Source organism: Pseudomonas synxantha BG33R, assembly GCF_000263715.2.
Lineage (GTDB): Bacteria > Pseudomonadota > Gammaproteobacteria > Pseudomonadales > Pseudomonadaceae > Aquipseudomonas > Aquipseudomonas synxantha_A.
In genome coordinates, this window is sequence record NZ_CM001514.1 from 5,705,931 (window position 1) to 5,723,608 (window position 17,678).

At 60.1% G+C, this 17,678-nt stretch carries 14 protein-coding genes and 1 tRNA gene; 13 read left to right on the forward strand and 2 right to left on the reverse strand.

Annotated features, from left to right (window positions below; all coding sequences use genetic code 11):
* Positions 1-31 precede the first annotated feature (31 nt).
* The 12 genes from rpoD (at position 32) to pqqE (ending at position 14,850) form a co-directional block, all read left to right on the forward strand.
* Complete coding sequence (gene rpoD / locus PSEBG33_RS02625) at positions 32-1,882, forward strand: RNA polymerase sigma factor RpoD (protein ID WP_005792068.1); 1,851 nt, start codon at positions 32-34, stop codon at positions 1,880-1,882.
* A 121-nt stretch (positions 1,883-2,003) separates the two neighbouring features.
* Positions 2,004-5,747, forward strand: a complete 3,744-nt coding sequence (locus PSEBG33_RS02620; RefSeq protein ID WP_005792070.1) for a bifunctional diguanylate cyclase/phosphodiesterase — start codon at positions 2,004-2,006, stop codon at positions 5,745-5,747.
* A 15-nt stretch (positions 5,748-5,762) separates the two neighbouring features.
* Positions 5,763-5,839: transfer RNA gene (locus PSEBG33_RS02615), tRNA-Ile, on the forward strand.
* Between the two features lie 110 nt (positions 5,840-5,949).
* Positions 5,950-6,396: an Lrp/AsnC family transcriptional regulator gene (locus PSEBG33_RS02610; RefSeq protein ID WP_003194755.1), complete on the forward strand. Its 447-nt coding sequence runs from the start codon at positions 5,950-5,952 to the stop codon at positions 6,394-6,396.
* A gap of 167 nt (positions 6,397-6,563) precedes the next feature.
* A complete protein-coding gene (locus PSEBG33_RS02605; protein ID WP_032803990.1) occupies positions 6,564-8,246 on the forward strand; it encodes a flavin monoamine oxidase family protein in 1,683 nt (560 codons plus the stop codon).
* Between the two features lie 10 nt (positions 8,247-8,256).
* Positions 8,257-9,051 (forward strand): carbon-nitrogen hydrolase family protein, encoded by a 795-nt coding sequence (locus PSEBG33_RS02600; protein WP_005792072.1) that lies wholly within the window; start codon positions 8,257-8,259, stop codon positions 9,049-9,051.
* A gap of 48 nt (positions 9,052-9,099) precedes the next feature.
* Complete coding sequence (gene pqqF, locus PSEBG33_RS02595) at positions 9,100-11,475, forward strand: pyrroloquinoline quinone biosynthesis protein PqqF (RefSeq protein ID WP_005792073.1); 2,376 nt, start codon at positions 9,100-9,102, stop codon at positions 11,473-11,475.
* Positions 11,476-11,633: 158 nt separating this feature from the next.
* Positions 11,634-11,708: a pyrroloquinoline quinone precursor peptide PqqA gene (gene pqqA / locus PSEBG33_RS29130; protein WP_003194766.1), complete on the forward strand. Its 75-nt coding sequence runs from the start codon at positions 11,634-11,636 to the stop codon at positions 11,706-11,708.
* A gap of 71 nt (positions 11,709-11,779) precedes the next feature.
* Positions 11,780-12,691 carry a pyrroloquinoline quinone biosynthesis protein PqqB gene (gene pqqB, locus PSEBG33_RS02590; RefSeq protein WP_005792074.1) on the forward strand — a complete coding sequence of 304 codons (912 nt, stop codon included), beginning with the start codon at positions 11,780-11,782 and terminating at the stop codon, positions 12,689-12,691.
* 11 nt (positions 12,692-12,702) lie between these two features.
* A complete protein-coding gene (gene pqqC, locus PSEBG33_RS02585) occupies positions 12,703-13,455 on the forward strand; it encodes a pyrroloquinoline-quinone synthase PqqC (RefSeq protein ID WP_005792075.1) in 753 nt (250 codons plus the stop codon).
* The gene (gene pqqD, locus PSEBG33_RS02580; RefSeq protein WP_005792077.1) at positions 13,452-13,727 is read left to right on the forward strand and encodes a pyrroloquinoline quinone biosynthesis peptide chaperone PqqD; all 276 of its coding nucleotides are present in this window, start codon (positions 13,452-13,454) and stop codon (positions 13,725-13,727) included. The genes pqqC and pqqD overlap by 4 nt, the downstream gene beginning before the upstream one ends.
* On the forward strand, positions 13,720-14,850 hold the full coding sequence (pqqE, locus tag PSEBG33_RS02575) for a pyrroloquinoline quinone biosynthesis protein PqqE (protein ID WP_050549385.1): 1,131 nt from the start codon (positions 13,720-13,722) through the stop codon (positions 14,848-14,850). The genes pqqD and pqqE overlap by 8 nt, the downstream gene beginning before the upstream one ends.
* 5 nt (positions 14,851-14,855) lie before the next feature.
* Here pqqE and PSEBG33_RS29135 read toward each other — a convergent pair whose 3' ends face one another.
* On the reverse strand, positions 14,856-15,014 hold the full coding sequence (locus PSEBG33_RS29135; protein ID WP_003194776.1) for a YqaE/Pmp3 family membrane protein: 159 nt from the start codon (positions 15,012-15,014) through the stop codon (positions 14,856-14,858).
* 183 nt (positions 15,015-15,197) lie between these two features.
* Complete coding sequence (locus PSEBG33_RS02565; RefSeq protein ID WP_005792082.1) at positions 15,198-16,466, reverse strand: aspartate aminotransferase family protein; 1,269 nt, start codon at positions 16,464-16,466, stop codon at positions 15,198-15,200.
* A gap of 209 nt (positions 16,467-16,675) precedes the next feature.
* Here PSEBG33_RS02565 and PSEBG33_RS02560 point away from each other — a divergent pair, with 209 nt between their 5' ends.
* Positions 16,676-17,575, forward strand: coding sequence for a LysR family transcriptional regulator (locus PSEBG33_RS02560; protein WP_005792083.1), 900 nt, complete (start codon positions 16,676-16,678; stop codon positions 17,573-17,575).
* The last annotated feature ends 103 nt before the right edge of the window (positions 17,576-17,678 follow it).

The window sequence follows — 17,678 nt, forward strand, 5'->3', positions numbered from 1 at the left end:
GCCCGCCAAGACCTTCAGTGGATAGGGTGTTATGTCCGGAAAAGCGCAACAGCAGTCTCGTATCAAAGAGTTGATCACACTTGGTCGTGAGCAGGGTTACCTGACTTACGCGGAGGTCAACGACCACCTGCCTGAGGATATTTCAGATCCAGAGCAGGTGGAAGACATCATCCGCATGATTAACGACATGGGGATCAACGTATTCGAAGTCGCGCCAGATAAGGATTCCCTTATGCTGGCCGACGCTGATACCGACGAGGCCGCCGCTGAGGAAGCTGCTGCCGCGCTGGCTGCAGTAGAGACCGATATCGGCCGCACGACGGACCCGGTGCGCATGTATATGCGTGAAATGGGTACTGTCGAGCTGCTGACACGCGAAGGCGAAATCGAAATCGCCAAGCGTATCGAAGAGGGCATCCGTGAAGTGATGGGCGCTATTGCGCACTTCCCAGGCACGGTTGACCACATTCTCTCCGAGTACACCCGCGTCACCACCGAAGGTGGCCGCCTGTCCGACGTCCTGAGCGGTTACATCGACCCGGACGACGGCATTGCGCCGCCTGCCGCCGAAGTACCGCCGCCTGTCGACGCCAAAGCCGCGAAAGCGGATGACGACGCCGAAGACGACGACGCCGAAGCCAGCAGCGACGACGAAGATGAAGTCGAAAGCGGCCCGGACCCAATCGTCGCGGCCCAGCGTTTCGGTGCGGTTTCCGATCAAATGGAAATCACCCGCAAGGCCCTGAAGAAGCATGGTCGCTCCAACAAGCAGGCAATTGCCGAGCTGGTGGCGCTGGCTGAGCTGTTCATGCCGATCAAGCTGGTGCCCAAGCAATTCGAAGGTTTGGTCGAGCGCGTTCGTAGCGCCCTTGAGCGTCTGCGTGCACAAGAGCGTGCGATCATGCAGCTGTGCGTGCGTGATGCCCGTATGCCGCGTACCGACTTCCTGCGCCAGTTCCCGGGCAACGAAGTTGACGAAAGCTGGACCGACGCACTGGCCAAGGGCAAGGCGAAATACGCCGAAGCCATCGGCCGCCTGCAGCCCGATATCATCCGCTGCCAGCAGAAGCTGACTGCGCTTGAGACCGAAACCGGTCTGACGATTGCTGAAATCAAGGACATCAACCGTCGCATGTCGATCGGTGAGGCCAAGGCCCGCCGCGCGAAGAAAGAGATGGTTGAAGCGAACTTGCGTCTGGTGATCTCGATCGCCAAGAAGTACACCAACCGTGGCCTGCAGTTCCTGGACCTGATCCAGGAAGGCAACATCGGCTTGATGAAAGCGGTAGACAAGTTCGAATACCGTCGCGGCTACAAGTTCTCGACTTATGCCACCTGGTGGATCCGTCAGGCGATCACTCGCTCGATCGCCGACCAGGCCCGCACCATCCGTATTCCGGTGCACATGATCGAGACCATCAACAAGCTCAACCGTATTTCCCGGCAGATGTTGCAGGAAATGGGTCGCGAACCGACCCCGGAAGAGCTGGGCGAACGCATGGAAATGCCTGAGGATAAAATCCGCAAGGTATTGAAGATCGCTAAAGAGCCGATCTCCATGGAAACGCCGATTGGTGATGACGAAGACTCCCATCTGGGTGACTTCATCGAAGACTCGACCATGCAGTCGCCAATCGATGTCGCCACCGTTGAGAGCCTGAAGGAAGCGACTCGCGATGTACTGTCCGGCCTCACTGCCCGTGAAGCCAAGGTACTGCGCATGCGTTTCGGCATCGACATGAACACCGACCACACCCTTGAGGAAGTCGGTAAGCAGTTTGACGTGACCCGCGAGCGGATCCGTCAGATCGAAGCCAAGGCACTGCGCAAGTTGCGCCACCCGACGCGAAGCGAGCATTTGCGCTCCTTCCTCGACGAGTGATACCAGAACCCCCGGCCCAGGCCGGGGGTTTTGTTTTGCACAGATAAAATTCCCTGCAACACCCCTCCCCTGAAATGCCCGTCTACACTCGAACTATTCCCCGTGCCATAACGAGACCGTTATGCCCAGATTGCCGACCGTGTTGCTACTGTCGCTGCTGACCTGGACCGCAACGGCTGGCGCGTTGACTCTCACGGAGGATGAGCGTAGCTGGTTGGCGGACCATCAGGAGCTTCGCCTTGGGGTGGACGCGTCCTGGCCCCCCTTTGAATACCGTGATGAGAATGGTCGTTACCAGGGCCTGGCTGCCGACTATGTACGCCTGATCCAGGACCGACTGGGTGTCAGGATCAAGCTGATCGAACCGGCAAATTGGACCGCTGTACTTGAACAAGCCCGGAGCAACCAGCTCGACTTGCTACCCGGCATCATGTCCACTCCGGAGCGCCAAAGCTACCTGGCCTTTACACGCCCCTACCTCGACTTTCCCATCGTCATCCTTGCCCATGAAGGCGGCGCGAAACCACGCAACCTAAAGGGTTTGTACGGGCTGAAAATTGCCGTGGTGGAAAACTATGCGCCCCATGAATTGCTGCGCACTCACCACCCGGACCTGAATCTGGTGGCGATGCCCAACGTCAGTTCGACGCTGCAAGCCCTGGCCACCGATGAAGTGGACGCCGTCGTCGGCGACTTGGCATCCAGCGTCTGGAGCCTGCGCCAGCTCAAGCTCGATGGCTTGTACGTCAGCGGCGAAACGCCCTATCGCTACCAATTGGCAATGGGCGTGCCGCAGGAACAGAAAATGCTGGTGGGCATCCTGGACAAAGTCCTCGCCGACCTTAGCTCAGCCGAAACCGATGCGATCCAGCAACATTGGGTCGGCAGCTTCACCGATCACCGCACCTTCTGGGTCGACCTGCTGACGTACGGCCTGCCCGCCGTATTGTTGCTCAGTACCGTGCTGGCGGTGGTCATTCGGATCAATCGCCGGCTCAGTTCGGAAATCTCCCGCAGGGTCGCCCTTGAACAAGAACTGCGCAGCAGCGAATACCACTATCGCGGCCTGGTAGAGAGCTTGTCCGCCATCGCCTGGGAAGCAAGCATCAGCGACTTCACCTACAGCTACGTATCGCCCCATGCTGAAGACTTGCTCGGCTATCCGCGCGCCCACTGGCTGATTCCGGGCTTCTGGCGCAACATCATTCACCCGGCCGACCTCACGCGCACCGAAGCGTATTGCTACCGGGAAACCCGTGCCAATCGTGATCACAGCGTCGATTACCGGGTCATCACGGCGGACGGCCGTTGCTTGTGGGTGCGCGATATTGTCAGCCTGATTGAACACGGCCATGAGCCAGTGCTGCGCGGCCTGATGATCGATATCAGCGAAGCCAAGCGCACGGAGGAAGCCCTGCAACTGTCCGAGCAGAAGTTTGCGTCGGTGTTCCAGCAATGCCCCGACATTCTGGTGATCGCCAGGCTATCCGATGGCTGCCTGCTGGAGGTCAACAAGGCATTCGAGGACCAGATTGGCCTGACCGCCGACGAGGTGGTAGGCAAAGCCGCCTCAGATCTGAATATATGGCGTATTCAGGGCGTCGGGCCGGATTTGCTGCAGCGGGTACAGACCACCAGTATCCGCAACCTGGAAATGTCCTTTCTGCGCAGCAACGGCGAAGCGTTTACGGGGCTGATCTCAGCTGAGCCCTTCCAACTCGACACCACCGAAGCCCTGGTTGTGGTGGTGCGCGATATCACCCAGCTCAAGGAAACCCAACAGCAACTGCAAACCTCCGAAGAGAAATTCGCCAAGGCGTTCCATGCGTCCCCCGACGGCTTGCTGCTGAGTCGCCAAAGGGATGGCCTATTGATTGAGGTGAACGAAGGTTTCAGCCATCTGACCGGATTCACCAGCGCCTCTTCGCTCGACCAATCAACCCTGGACCTGGGTATCTGGGTCGACCTCAACGAACGCAAGCACATGCTGGAATTGATGCAGCGCGACGGCTTCGTGCGTGATTTCATCTGCCATATCCGTCGCGCCGACGGCCAGCTTCGCCTCTGCGAAGTCTCCAGTCGCCCGCTGCCCATCGGTGACGAAGACTGCATGCTGACCATCGCTCGGGACATCACCGAACGCCAGCAGATGCAGGAAAAACTGCAACAGGCCGCCACGGTATTCGAGAGCACCGCTGAAGGCGTCTTGATCACCGACACACGACAGAACATCAGTGCCGTCAATCGCGCCTTCAGTGAGATCACCGGCTACAGCGAAATCGAAGCACTCGGCCATACCCCGCGCTTGCTCGCCTCGGGCCTGCATGACAGCGCATTCTATGCGGCGATGTGGCACCAATTGACGGCCCATGGACACTGGCAGGGAGAGATTTCCAACCGCCGCAAGAACGGCGAGGTGTACCCAAGCTGGCTGACCATCAGCGCCGTGCGTAACCGCGACCAATTGATCACGCACTTCGTTGCCGTGTTTGCCGACATCTCCAGCCTCAAGCTGGCCCAGGCACGCCTGGACTATCAGGCCCACCACGATCCGCTGACCGGGTTGCCCAACCGCACCCTGTTTGAAAATCGACTGCAGGCCGCCCTTAACGGCCAGCAGGAAAGCGGCAGGCAAGGCGCGGTGTTGTTTCTTGACCTGGACCGTTTCAAACACATCAACGACAGCCTCGGCCACCCGGTCGGCGACCTGCTGCTCAAAGACATCGCCGTACGCCTCAAGCAGCAACTGCGCGACGTCGACACCGTCGCCCGCCTGGGCGGGGATGAATTCATCATCTTGCTGCCCGGCTTGCAGCAGGCCGGCGATGCCCAGTATCTGGCGAACAAGCTGCTCGACTGCTTTACCCCCCCATTCCAGGCCGGTGAGCATGAGTTTTTTATCAGCGCCAGTATTGGCACCAGCCTTTACCCACAGGATGGCACCGACGTCGCTACTCTGGTCAAGAACGCCGATGCTGCGATGTATCGCTCCAAGGCCAAGGGCCGCAACCGTGTGGAAAGCTATACCCGCGACCTGACGGCCCAAGCCAATGAACGCGTAGCGCTGGAGCACGAGCTGCGCCGTGCCATCGAACGTGAAGAGCTGAGCCTCTATTACCAACCCAAGCGCAGCCTGTTGACCCAAGAGCTGATCGGCGCCGAAGCCCTGATCCGCTGGCGTCACCCCACCTTGGGCGACGTCCCGCCCGAACACTTCATCGCCCTGGCCGAAGAGAACGGCACGATCCTGCAAATTGGCGACTGGGTGCTGGAACAAGCCTGTCGGCAGTTGCACGCCTGGCAAGAGGCTTTCGACGATTTCGGGCCACTGTCGGTCAACCTCGCAGGCGCGCAACTGCGTCACCCCAACCTGTTGTCACGCATCGAACAACTGCTGCGCGATTACCGCCTTGAACCTGGCTGCCTGCAATTGGAGATCACCGAGAACTTCATCATGAGCCAGGCCGAAGAAGCCCTGGGGGTTCTGCATCAACTCAAACGCTTGGGCGTCCAGCTGGCGATCGATGATTTCGGCACTGGCTACTCGTCCCTCAGCTACCTCAAGCGCCTGCCCCTGGACTTCCTCAAGATCGACCAATCCTTCGTTCGAGGCCTGCCCGACGATCCCCACGACGTCGCCATCGTGCGCGCCATCATCGCGCTGGGCCACAGCATGCAATTCACCATCATTGCCGAAGGCGTGGAGACCCCCGCACAGCAAACATTCCTCGCCGCCGAAGGCTGTGAACAGATGCAAGGCTACATCGTCAGCCTGCCCCTGCCGCCGGAGCTTTTTGCCGCGAGCTTCCTTCGTACGAAGCTGGAGGATTTTTCGGATGGCACAGTGAACAAACCATCGTTATAATCCGCGACCTACTGAGGGCCTATAGCTCAGTTGGTTAGAGCAGGGGACTCATAATCCCTTGGTCGCAGGTTCGAGTCCTGCTGGGCCCACCAACTTGAAAGCCGCGCATTGCGCGGCTTTTGCGTGTCTGGTGTAACGGTTCTTTCGGCCGGACCCAGCCTGTACCATGCGTGCTCATTGTCGTCCGCACCGGAGTCCCCCCTTGCCCGCCTTAGACGAAATCGACCGCCAACTGATCGCCGCCCTGCAGCTCAATGCCCGCGAAAGCGTGGCCATGCTTGCCCGGCAACTGGGGATTGCGCGCACCACAGTCACGTCACGCCTGGCACGCCTGGAGAAAACCCAGGTGATCACCGGTTACGGCGTGCGCCTGGGCCAGCGCGTAGCGGATGGGGGTTTGCAGGCTTATGTGGGGATTACCGTGCAACCACGCTCAGGCAAAGAGGTGCTGCGCAGGCTGAGTGCCATGGCGCAGGTGCAGCAGTTGTGTGCGGTCAGCGGCGAGTTCGATTACGTGGCATGGCTGCGCACCGATTCGCCGGAACAACTGGATCAACTGCTCGATCAGATCGGCAGTGTCGACGGTGTGGAGAAAACCACCACCTCGATCATCCTCAGCAACAAATTGGATCGCGGACAGCCAATCTGATCGATCACTTCGTCATATTGACAAAAATCAGTGCAATCCGACGACACATTGCGTCTTATTAACGAGCGCTACGCTCCCTAAACTGGCTGCCATCTTTTCCTATACTCAACGGGCCATATCCCGCCGAGCCGTCAGTAAGGTCAGCCATGAGCATTCCGTCCAGCACTATCAGCAAGACCAATCGCCACCCAGCAGACGGCAAGAAACCCATCACCATTTTCGGCCCGGATTTCCCGTTCGCATTTGATGACTGGATCGAGCACCCCGCCGGGCTGGGCAGTATTCCCGCCGCCAACCATGGGGCCGAAGTGGCGATCGTGGGCGCCGGTATCGCTGGTTTGGTCGCGGCCTACGAGCTGATGAAGCTGGGGCTCAAGCCAGTGGTGTATGAAGCCTCGAAGATGGGTGGCCGCTTGCGCTCCCAGGCCTTCGAAGGCGCCGAAGGCATCATCGCCGAGCTGGGCGGGATGCGTTTCCCGGTGTCGTCGACGGCGTTCTACCATTACGTAGACAAGTTGGGCCTGGAAACCAAACCCTTTCCCAACCCGCTGACCCCGGCGTCCGGCAGCACTGTGATTGATCTGGAAGGCCAGACCCACTACGCACAAAAACTCTCCGACTTGCCTGCGCTGTTTCAGGAAGTGGCCGATGCCTGGGCCGATGCACTGGAAGCCGGCTCGCAGTTCGGCGATATCCAGCAGGCGATCCGCGACCGTGATGTACCGCGGCTCAAAGAACTGTGGAACAAGCTCGTGCCGCTGTGGGATGACCGTACCTTCTACGACTTCGTCGCAACCTCCAAGGCCTTTGCCAAGTTGTCGTTCCATCACCGCGAGGTGTTTGGCCAGGTCGGCTTCGGCACCGGCGGCTGGGACTCGGACTTCCCCAACTCCATGCTGGAAATCTTCCGCGTGGTGATGACCAACTGCGACGACCATCAACACCTGGTCGTCGGCGGCGTAGCGCAAGTGCCCATGGGCATCTGGCGTCATGTGCCGGAGCGCTGCGCCCATTGGCCGGCCGGCACCAGCCTCAGCTCGCTGCATAGAGGTGCACCACGGGCAGGGGTCAAACGCATTGCTCATGCGGCCGATGGCCGTTTCGCCGTCACTGACAACTACGGTGATACCCGCGAGTACGCCGCGGTGCTGACCACCTGCCAAAGCTGGCTGCTGACCACCCAGATTGAATGCGACGAAACCTTGTTCTCGCAAAAAATGTGGATGGCCCTGGACCGCACGCGCTACATGCAGTCGTCGAAAACCTTCGTGATGGTTGACCGCCCATTCTGGAAAGACAAAGACCCGCAAACCGGCCGCGACCTGATGAGCATGACCCTCACCGACCGCCTGACCCGCGGCACCTATCTGTTCGATAATGGCGACGACAAGCCGGGGGTGATTTGCCTTTCCTACTCGTGGATGAGCGACGCCCTGAAAATGCTACCCCAGCCTATCGACAAGCGGGTGAAGCTGGCCCTGGACGCGTTGAACAAGATCTACCCCAACGTCGATATCAAGGCACGCATCATCGGCGACCCGATCACGGTTTCCTGGGAAGCCGACCCGCACTTCCTCGGGGCTTTCAAAGGTGCACTGCCCGGCCACTATCGCTACAACCAGCGGATGTACGCGCACTTCATGCAGAAAGACATGCCCGCCGAACAACGCGGGATTTTCATCGCCGGTGACGACGTATCGTGGACGCCCGCGTGGGTCGAAGGCGCCGTACAAACCTCGCTCAACGCGGTGTGGGGCATCATGACCCACTTCGGTGGCAGCACCCACCCAGAGAACCCGGGCCCCGGCGATGTGTTCGATGAAATCGGGCCAATCGCCCTGGCCGAGTAAGGAGCTGAACATGCGTGTCGCCCTGTACCAATGCCCGCCGCTGCCGCTGGATGTGGCCGGTAATATCCAGCGCCTGCGCCAACTGGCGCAAGAGGCATCCGACGCCGATGTGCTGGTGCTGCCAGAGATGTTTCTCTCGGGCTATAACATCGGCGCCGAAGCCGTTGGCGCGTTGGCCGAGGCGCGGGATGCGGAGTCTGCCCAAGCCATTGCCGAGATCGCGAAAAACGCCGGGCTGGCCATTCTCTACGGCTATCCGGAGCGGGCTGACGATGGGCAGATCTACAACGCCGTCCAGTTGATCGACGCCGAGGGTCAACGCCTGTGTAACTATCGCAAGACCCACTTGTTTGGCGATCTGGATCACGCCATGTTCAGCGCAGGCGACGATGATTTTCCGGTGGTAGAACTCAACGGCTGGAAGCTGGGGTTTCTGATTTGCTACGACCTGGAGTTTCCGGAGAATACCCGGCGTCTGGCCCTGGCCGGCGCCGAACTGATTCTGGTGCCCACCGCCAACATGGTGCCGTTCGATTTTGTCGCCGACGTCACCGTGCGTTCGCGGGCGTTTGAAAACCAGTGCTTTGTGGCCTATGCCAATTACTGCGGGCACGAAGGCGAGATTCATTACTGTGGACAAAGCAGCATTGCCGCACCGGATGGCCAACGTATCGCCCAGGCCGGCCTGGACGAAGCCTTGATCGTCGGCACCCTGGACCGCCAGTCAATCCTCAACGCCCGCGCCGCCAACCACTACCTGCAAGACCGACGCCCCGAACTCTACGGCGCGCTGCACAAGCCCTGACCCCACGGGTTTGCTAGCATAGGCACTTCTCACGCCTCGGAAGTGCCCATGCCTGCGCCGGTTCACCCTCACCCCGTTCATCTGACCCTGGCCAATGGCCTGCGAGTATCCCTGCGCCATGCGCCGCGCTTGAAGCGTTGCGCCGCCGTTCTGCGTGTGGCTGCCGGCAGTCACGATGTGCCATTGGCCTGGCCGGGGCTGGCACACTTTCTTGAGCATTTGCTGTTTCTCGGTACCGAGCGTTTTCCGGCCGGGGAAGGATTGATGGCCTACGTGCAGCGCCTCGGTGGGCAGGTCAATGCCAGTACCCGCGAGCGAACCACCGAGTATTTCTTTGAGCTGCCGGGGTCGGCCTTCGCTGACGGGCTGGCGCGGTTGGCAGACATGGTGACTCATCCACGCCTGACGCTCGACGATCAACGACGTGAACGCGAAGTGCTGCACGCGGAGTTCGTGGCCTGGTCCGAGGACGCCAGGGCACAACACCAAGTTGCGTTGTTGCAAGGTTTAGCGGCCGATCACCCGCTGCGAGGATTCCATGCCGGTAACCGCGACAGCCTGACGGTGGAAAGCGACGATTTTCAGCAAACCTTGCGCGAATTCCATAGGCACTTCTATCAAAGCGGGCAGATGACCTTGAGCCTCGCCGGTCCGCAATCGCTGGCAGACTTGCAAGCCCTTGCCCAGCAGTTCGGTGACGAACTGATTGCCGGCCCCCTGCACCCGCAAACCGCACCACCACCCCTGATGCACGGCCAGGCACGCAGCTATCAATACACCGCCAGCCGGCACCTGCATCAGGTCATCACCTGTAACGCCCCTCGCCAAGCACTGGAGTTTCTCTGCACCTGGCTCAACGCTTCGGCGTCGGGCGGGTTGTTGGCCGAATTGAAAGCTCGCCAACTGGCCAGCGCGCTGCATGCGTCTGTGCTGTACCACTACGCGGACCAGGCGGTACTGGATATCGACGTTACCCTCGATAGCGACCGCCAACCGGCGACGCAGATCGAAGCCTTGTTGTATGACTGGCTGAGCTTTTTCGCACACAGCGACTGGAATCCATTACGTGAAGAGCTTGCCTTGCTCAATGCGCGTCAACAGCAGGTTCAAGGCGCCCTGACATTGGCTCGCGACAACAGCGAAGACCTGTCGGACCAAGGCATTGCAGCCCTCAAGGCCATGCTTGCATCGCTGCATCTGCCCGCGTCTGAACACAGTTGGCAACTCCCACCTGGCAACCCCTTTCTTCGTCCGCCGGCCAAGGAAGAACGCGCCGGTTTGATCCGCGGCCAAACCAGCGCCCATCGGGGCTTGCGTACCTTTGCCCAGGATCGCTTACGGGGCCGGAGGGAGCTATCGGCGCTGACCTTCAGCAACGCACTGGCGGATGACACCGACGAAGGCGCGCTGTACCTGCATTGGCGGTTTGACGCTGCCGTACCCGCCGGATTGGAAAGCTTGTTGCAGCCGTTGCGCGAGCAAGCCCGTCAAGCGGGTGTCGAGTTGTCTTGCGAAACCATTGGCAACGATTGGCGGGTGAACATGCACGGCCTTCACGAACCGATGCCGGCCGTGCTCGAAGCGTTGGCGCGCTGCCTGAGCAGCTCGGATGCACATCTGTCATCACCGACGCCCCCGCCGATGATCGCCATTCGCGAACTTCTCAAGGCGTTGCCGGCTTGCTGCGTCGGTGTTTCAGCCGACTCCTCGGAGACACCAGCGTCGTGGTCCACCGCTCACTGGCAGGGGCTGGGTGCGGGTTTGCCGGCAGCCTGTGAAGCGGCGATCAAAATCGCAGCCGCCCGCTTGCCAGGGCAGCCGGCCCATATTCAATGCACACCTGAAGTTCTTGAAGGGCAGCGGATCTGGCACCCAGTGAACACTGCATCCAGCGACGCTGCGCTGCTGCTTTTTTGTCCAGTGCCGAGCCAATCTCTCGTCGATGAGGCCAACTGGCGGCTGCTCGGGCATATGCTCCAGGGCCCGTTCTACCAACGTTTGAGAGTTGAGCTGCAAATCGGCTACGCCGTGTTCAGCGGCATCCGACAAGTCGACGGGCAAACCGGCCTGTTGTTTGGCGTGCAATCGCCCAGCCTGTCACTGGGCAGGATCGCCGAACACCTGCAAACCTTCCTGCAACAACTGCCGTCTTTGATCAAACGCAGCGCAGACGTCGGCAATCAGCCTCTTGCGCAGCAATTCACGGCGCAGGCACTCCCCGTCAGCCAAGCCGCCGATTTGCTTTGGCACGCGCAGTTAGCGGGTCATTCGTCGAGTTACCTGGATCAACTTCAACACCTGATCCAAAGCCGCACACGCGAGGACTTGCAGCACGCAGCCCAACAACTCCTTGAAGCAGCAGGCGGCTGGCGCTGCGTGGCTAACGGCCCGCGTATCAGCGATGACTGGCAAGCGGCACAATGATCGTTGCCAACCCTGCAACAGGCTTTTTCCATCGAGACAGCGCTAACTTGAAAAGAATTGCGTAACATTGCGCAGCAATATCTGAACATCTCCAATGGGAGGTGGACTATATGTATTACTTGGTAGTGAACGTCCCATCCCTTGATAGGAGTAAGAATATGACCTGGTCCAAACCTGCTTACACTGATCTGCGTATTGGTTTCGAAGTCACCATGTACTTCGCCAGCCGTTGATTGGCTGAGTAATACAACGCCTCGGTTCGCCCGGGGCGTTTTTGTTTTGAGCTGTGCTTGATGGAGCGATCATGTTTGTCCAGATTCTAGGTTCCGCCGCCGGCGGTGGCTTCCCGCAGTGGAACTGCAACTGCGTGAACTGCGCAGGCTTTCGCGATGGCAGCCTGCGGGCCCAGGCGCGCACCCAGTCGTCCATCGCGATCTCCGACGACGGTGTGAATTGGGTACTGTGCAATGCGTCGCCGGATATCCGCGCGCAACTCCAGGGCTTTGCGCCCATGCAACCCGGGCGCGCCCTGCGCGATACCGGTATCAGCGCAATCATCCTGATGGACAGCCAGATCGACCACACCACTGGCCTGTTGAGCCTGCGTGAAGGCTGCCCGCATCAGGTGTGGTGCACCGACATGGTCCATGAAGACCTGAGCACCGGGTTCCCGCTGTTCACCATGCTGACCCACTGGAACGGCGGCCTGGCCTGGAACCGCATCGAACTGGACGCCAGCTTCACCATCCCGGCCTGCCCCAACCTGCGTTTCACCCCACTGCCGTTGCGCAGCGCCGCGCCGCCCTACTCGCCGCACCGCTTCGACCCGCACCCCGGTGACAACATCGGCCTGATCGTCGAAGACCTGCGCACCGGCGGTAAACTGTTCTACGCCCCGGGCCTGGGCAAGGTCGACGCGCCGCTGCTGGATATCATGGGCGGTAGCGATTGCCTTTTGGTAGACGGCACGATGTGGGATGACGATGAAATGCAACGCCGTGGCGTCGGCACCCGCACCGGTCGCGAGATGGGCCACCTGGCGCAGAACGGCCCTGGCGGTATGCTCGAAGTGCTGGAGCAACTACCCAAGCAGCGCAAGGTGCTTATCCACATCAACAACACCAATCCGATCCTCGATGAAGATTCCCCCGAGCGAGCCGAGTTGGTGCGGCGCAATGTCGAAGTGGCGTACGACGGCATGAGCATTGAATTGTAGGAGCCACTGAAATGACTGACACACCGCTGACGACCGCCGAGTTCGAAGCAGCCTTGCGGGCCAAGGGCGCCTTCTACCATATCCATCACCCCTACCATGTGGCGATGTATGAAGGCCGCGCTACCCGCAAGCAGATCCAGGGCTGGGTCGCCAATCGCTTCTATTACCAGGTGAACATCCCCCTGAAAGACGCCGCGATCCTGGCCAACTGCCCGGACCGTGAGATCCGCCGCGAGTGGATCCAGCGTTTGCTCGACCACGACGGCGCACCGGGGGAAGACGGTGGTATCGAGGCCTGGCTGCGCCTGGGCCAGGCCGTTGGCCTCGACCCGGACCAGCTGCGCTCCCAGGAACTGGTGCTGCCCGGCGTACGCTTCGCGGTGGACGCCTACGTCAACTTCGCCCGCCGCGCCAGTTGGCAGGAAGCTGCCAGCAGCTCGCTGACCGAGCTGTTCGCGCCGCAGATCCACCAATCGCGCCTCGACAGCTGGCCGCAGCACTACCCGTGGATCGACCCGGCCGGCTACGAATACTTCCGCACCCGCCTGGGCCAGGCTCGTCGCGATGTGGAACATGGCTTGGCGATCACCTTGCAGCACTACACCACCCGCGAGGGTCAGGAGCGCATGCTGGAAATTCTCCAGTTCAAACTGGATATTCTATGGAGCATGCTCGATGCAATGAGCATGGCCTACGAACTCAAACGCCCGCCCTATCACAGCGTGACCGAGCAGCGGGTGTGGCATAAAGGGATCACCCTATGAGCTTTGATCGCAGCAAAATACCGACCTGGCGCCAGGGCTACCGTTACCAGTATGAGCCTGCGCAAAAAGGTCATGTGTTGCTCTATCCGGAAGGCATGATCAAGCTCAACGACAGCGCCGCGTTGATCGGCGGTTTGATCGACGGCGAGCGCGACGTGGCAGCCATCATCGCCGAGCTGGACCAACAATTCCCCGACGTACCGGAGCTCGGTGAAGACATCGAGCAATTCATGGAGGTCGCTCGTGCTGAGCACTGGATCACCCTTGCCTGAAAAACCCGCCATCGGCCTGCCGCTGTGGCTACTGGCCGAGTTGACCTATCGCTGCCCGCTGCAGTGCCCGTACTGCTCCAACCCGCTGGATTTCGCCGAGCAGGGCAAAGAGCTGAGCACCGAGCAATGGATCAAGGTGTTTCGCGAAGCCCGCGAGATGGGTGCCGCACAGCTGGGGTTTTCCGGGGGTGAACCACTGGTGCGACAGGACTTGGCCGAACTGATCGCCGAGGCCCGCAAGCTGGGCTTCTATACCAACCTGATCACCTCCGGTATCGGCCTGACCGAGCAGAAAATCAGCGACTTCAAAAAGGCCGGGCTGGACCATATCCAGATCAGTTTCCAGGCCAGCGACGAACAGGTGAACAACCTGCTGGCAGGCTCGAAAAAAGCCTTCGCGCAAAAACTGGAAATGGCCCGTGCGGTCAAGGCGCACGGCTACCCGATGGTGCTGAACTTCGTCACCCATCGGCACAATATCGACAAGATCGACCGCATCATCGAGCTGTGTATCGCGCTGGAAGCGGATTTTGTCGAACTCGCCACCTGCCAGTTCTACGGCTGGGCGCAGCTTAATCGCGTGGGCTTATTGCCGACCCGAGACCAGTTGGTGCGCGCCGAACGCATCACCAATGAATACCGCGCCAAACTGGAAGCCGAAGGTCATCCGTGCAAGCTGATCTTCGTGACACCGGATTATTATGAAGAGCGTCCGAAAGCCTGCATGAACGGCTGGGGCAGCATCTTTCTGACGGTGACACCGGACGGCACCGCCCTGCCCTGTCACGGCGCGCGGCAGATGCCGGTGCAGTTTCCCAATGTGCGCGACCACAGCATGCAGCACATCTGGTACGACTCGTTTGGTTTCAATCGCTTTCGCGGCTACGACTGGATGCCCGAACCCTGCCGCTCATGCGATGAAAAGGAAAAGGATTTCGGCGGCTGCCGTTGCCAGGCGTTCATGCTCACCGGTGACGCCAGCAATGCCGACCCTGTATGCAGTAAGTCCGAGCAGCACGGCATCATCCTTCAGGCACGGGAAGAAGCCGAACATGCCACCCAGACCATCGAGCAACTGGCCTTTCGCAATGAGCGCAACTCACGGCTCATTGCAAAAGGCTGAGGGCTTCAACGCTTGGCGATGATGTACACCGCGTGGATGATGCCAGGGAAGTAACCGCACAGGGTCAGCAGGATATTCAGCCAGAATGCACCGCCGAAACCTACTTGCAGGAACACACCCAGTGGCGGCAGCAGAATGGCGATGATGATACGAATAATGTCCATGGGTCAGCTCCAGAAAATCGGCTCGTGTGAGCCGTGTAGCTAGTCGACATTGGCGGTTCGTGAGGGTTCAGTGGATTCTGGCACTGCGCCATCCTTTAATCGACAAGCAAAAAAACGCCCCCAGCCAAAAGAATCAGGCTGAGGGCGCCGCGTATACCGCGAGACGGTTCAGGAATTGGACGGTTAAACAGCAATGCCCTTTCGGCATTGCAGTTGCGCGGTGCGCACCCGTGAGAAGGCGCGGGCCAGGCGCAGGAGCATTTCGTCGATGTTGCTTTTGCTCACCGTCAGCGCCGGTGTGAAGCGCAGGCAGTCGGGTTGCGGCGCGCTGAGGATCAGTCCCTCTTGCAGCGCGGCTTTTACCACCGCATCTGCAGAATCATCCGATAAGGTAAGCCCCCACATCAGGCCATTCCCGCGCAATGGGCCATGGCCGTAGCGATAGGCCAGGCGGGCAAGCCCTTCGCCCAGGTGACAGCCCGACACGCGTACATGCTCAAGAAAACCGGGCTCAAGCACGGTATCGGTGACGGCCAACCCAGCCGAGGCCATCAATGCATTGCCATGATGGGTGCCTTCCAGCTCACCCACTTCAAAGCAACAGGCCTTGCCCCGTGCCAGCAGCGCCGCCAACGGCACACCGCCGCCCAGGCCCTTGCCCAGGGTGATGATGTCGGCATGCACGCAGTACTGTTGCTCGGCAAGCAAGGTGCCACAGCGGCCCATGCCGGTTTGCACTTCGTCGAGGATCAGCAGGATCCCCAGTTCGCGGCACAGCCGCTCGACGCCTTTGAGATAGTGTTCGGTCGCCGGGATCACGCCAGCTTCGCACTGGATCGGCTCCAGCAGAATGGCCACCGTCTGGGCATCCACGGCAGCATGCAGGGCGGGAAGATCATTGAAGGGGACGTGACTGAAGCCCGGCAATTGCGGTTCGAAACGGTTTACCAAGGTACCGGCCGAAGCCGCCAGCGTAGCGAAGCCATGTCCATGGCAACCGTTGCTGGCGCTGATAATGCGATAGGCGCCGCCACGGTGCAGTTGCCCCCACTTGCGTGCCAGTTTGATTGCCGCCTCGCAGGCCTCCGCGCCGCTATTGAGCAGGTAAGCCTGGTCGCTGCCGGTATGCTGGCAAAGACGCTCGACGAGATTGAGTTGGGCACGGTTGTGCAGGCCATTGCCGGGATTGATCAGCGCCTGGGTTTGCGCAGCCAGGGCCTTGATCAATACCTGTGGGCTATGGCCCAGGCTGTTGGCGGCATTGCCTTGGCTGAAGTCCAGATAGGCACGCTCATCACTGTCCCACAGCCACGAGCCCTGGCCGCGCACAAACACTTGAGGTGGGCGCGCCACAGTGGGCATCAAATGCTCGGTTGAATGCGTGTCGCGTGGGGCATCCTGGATCAGGTCATCCAGGCTCGGGGCGGGGCGGCGGATGTTGAACAGATTCACAACTTACCCCCGTTTGCAACCTGACCTTGGTGGTTACGGCCGGACCATTGCACCTGAGGTTTTTTTGCCTTACCTATGTAAACGCTATCAACAAAAACGCTGTTCATTGTCCGATCCGGCCCTGTAAGCCCTGCGAATAGGCGCTAGACTAGGGCCCTCGCGGGCCAGCGGCCATTTCGATTTTCCAGCTTTTTCGATAAGTAAGCCTTATGGATTTCAAGCAACTGCGTTATTTCGTCGCGGTGTATGAGGAAGGCCACGTAGGGCGTGCTGCGGAACGTCTTTCGATCTCGCAACCGGCCTTGTCACAACAGATTCGCCAGCTGGAGCAGAACCTTGATGTAAGTCTGTTCGAACGCAGCAGCAAGCGGCTACTGCCGACCCTGGCGGCGCACACTTTATACAACCACGCGTTGCCACTCATTGATGGCATGCAGCAAGCCGTCGAAGCGCTACGCAACTTCAAGGGCCAGGCCATGCGGACGCTGGCCATCGGTGTGCTGCAAACCGTGCACACCAGCCTGGTGCCGCAAATGCTTGAGCGCGTGCGCAAGGCCCAGCCTCATTTGGTGGTGCAGATTTACGAACTGACGGGGCTTGAGATTGAACGGCGGTTGCTCAACGGCTCCCTCGACATTGGCATCAGCTACCTGCCACCACGCCAGCCGGGCCTGCACGGTGTGCTGCTGTATGAAGATGAGTTGAAGGTGGTGATTCCCGACGACCATCCGCTGCGCGAATTCAAGAAAGTCTCGCTCAAACAAGCTGCCGAGTTACCGATGCTGCTGTTGGGGGAGGAGTTTCAAGTCAGGCAGATCTGGCAGGGCCAGTTGGCCAACCTGGGGCGGCGCCCGCAGGTGCAAGCGGAGCTCAACACCATGGTGGGAATACTCGACAGCCTGCCCCACACCAAGCTGGCGACGGTGCTACCGGGGCGCTCCCAGGACGAACACAACAGCCAGGCGCTTTTGTGGAAACCCTTGAGCGAACCGAGGGTGCCATTGAAGGTGGGGCTGGTCTGCCGCGATGTGCAACGCCAACAGGCCACCGTCGCATTGCTGCGCACCCTGCTGGAAGACGTGATGAATGCCCCGCAGGCAAGCGCCTGACTTTTTCGCGGGCAAAAGAAAACCCCGCCGAAGCGGGGCTTTGCAGACTGTTTCCCTGACATCCATTTCACTCCGCCGTCCTGGCAGAATCCTACGTGTCCGT

Bases quoted from the DNA above. Each gene is read 5' to 3' on its own strand.
- PSEBG33_RS29135 (WP_003194776.1), bottom strand. From the start codon at position 15,014: ATGGACATTATTCGTATCATCATCGCCATTCTGCTGCCGCCACTGGGT.
- PSEBG33_RS02620 (WP_005792070.1), top strand. From the start codon at position 2,004: ATGCCCAGATTGCCGACCGTGTTGCTACTGTCGCTGCTGACCTGGACC.
- PSEBG33_RS02560 (WP_005792083.1), top strand. From the start codon at position 16,676: ATGGATTTCAAGCAACTGCGTTATTTCGTCGCGGTGTATGAGGAAGGC.
- pqqF (WP_005792073.1), top strand. From the start codon at position 9,100: ATGCCTGCGCCGGTTCACCCTCACCCCGTTCATCTGACCCTGGCCAAT.
- PSEBG33_RS02600 (WP_005792072.1), top strand. From the start codon at position 8,257: ATGCGTGTCGCCCTGTACCAATGCCCGCCGCTGCCGCTGGATGTGGCC.
- pqqD (WP_005792077.1), top strand. From the start codon at position 13,452: ATGAGCTTTGATCGCAGCAAAATACCGACCTGGCGCCAGGGCTACCGT.
- pqqB (WP_005792074.1), top strand. From the start codon at position 11,780: ATGTTTGTCCAGATTCTAGGTTCCGCCGCCGGCGGTGGCTTCCCGCAG.
- pqqC (WP_005792075.1), top strand. From the start codon at position 12,703: ATGACTGACACACCGCTGACGACCGCCGAGTTCGAAGCAGCCTTGCGG.
- rpoD (WP_005792068.1), top strand. From the start codon at position 32: ATGTCCGGAAAAGCGCAACAGCAGTCTCGTATCAAAGAGTTGATCACA.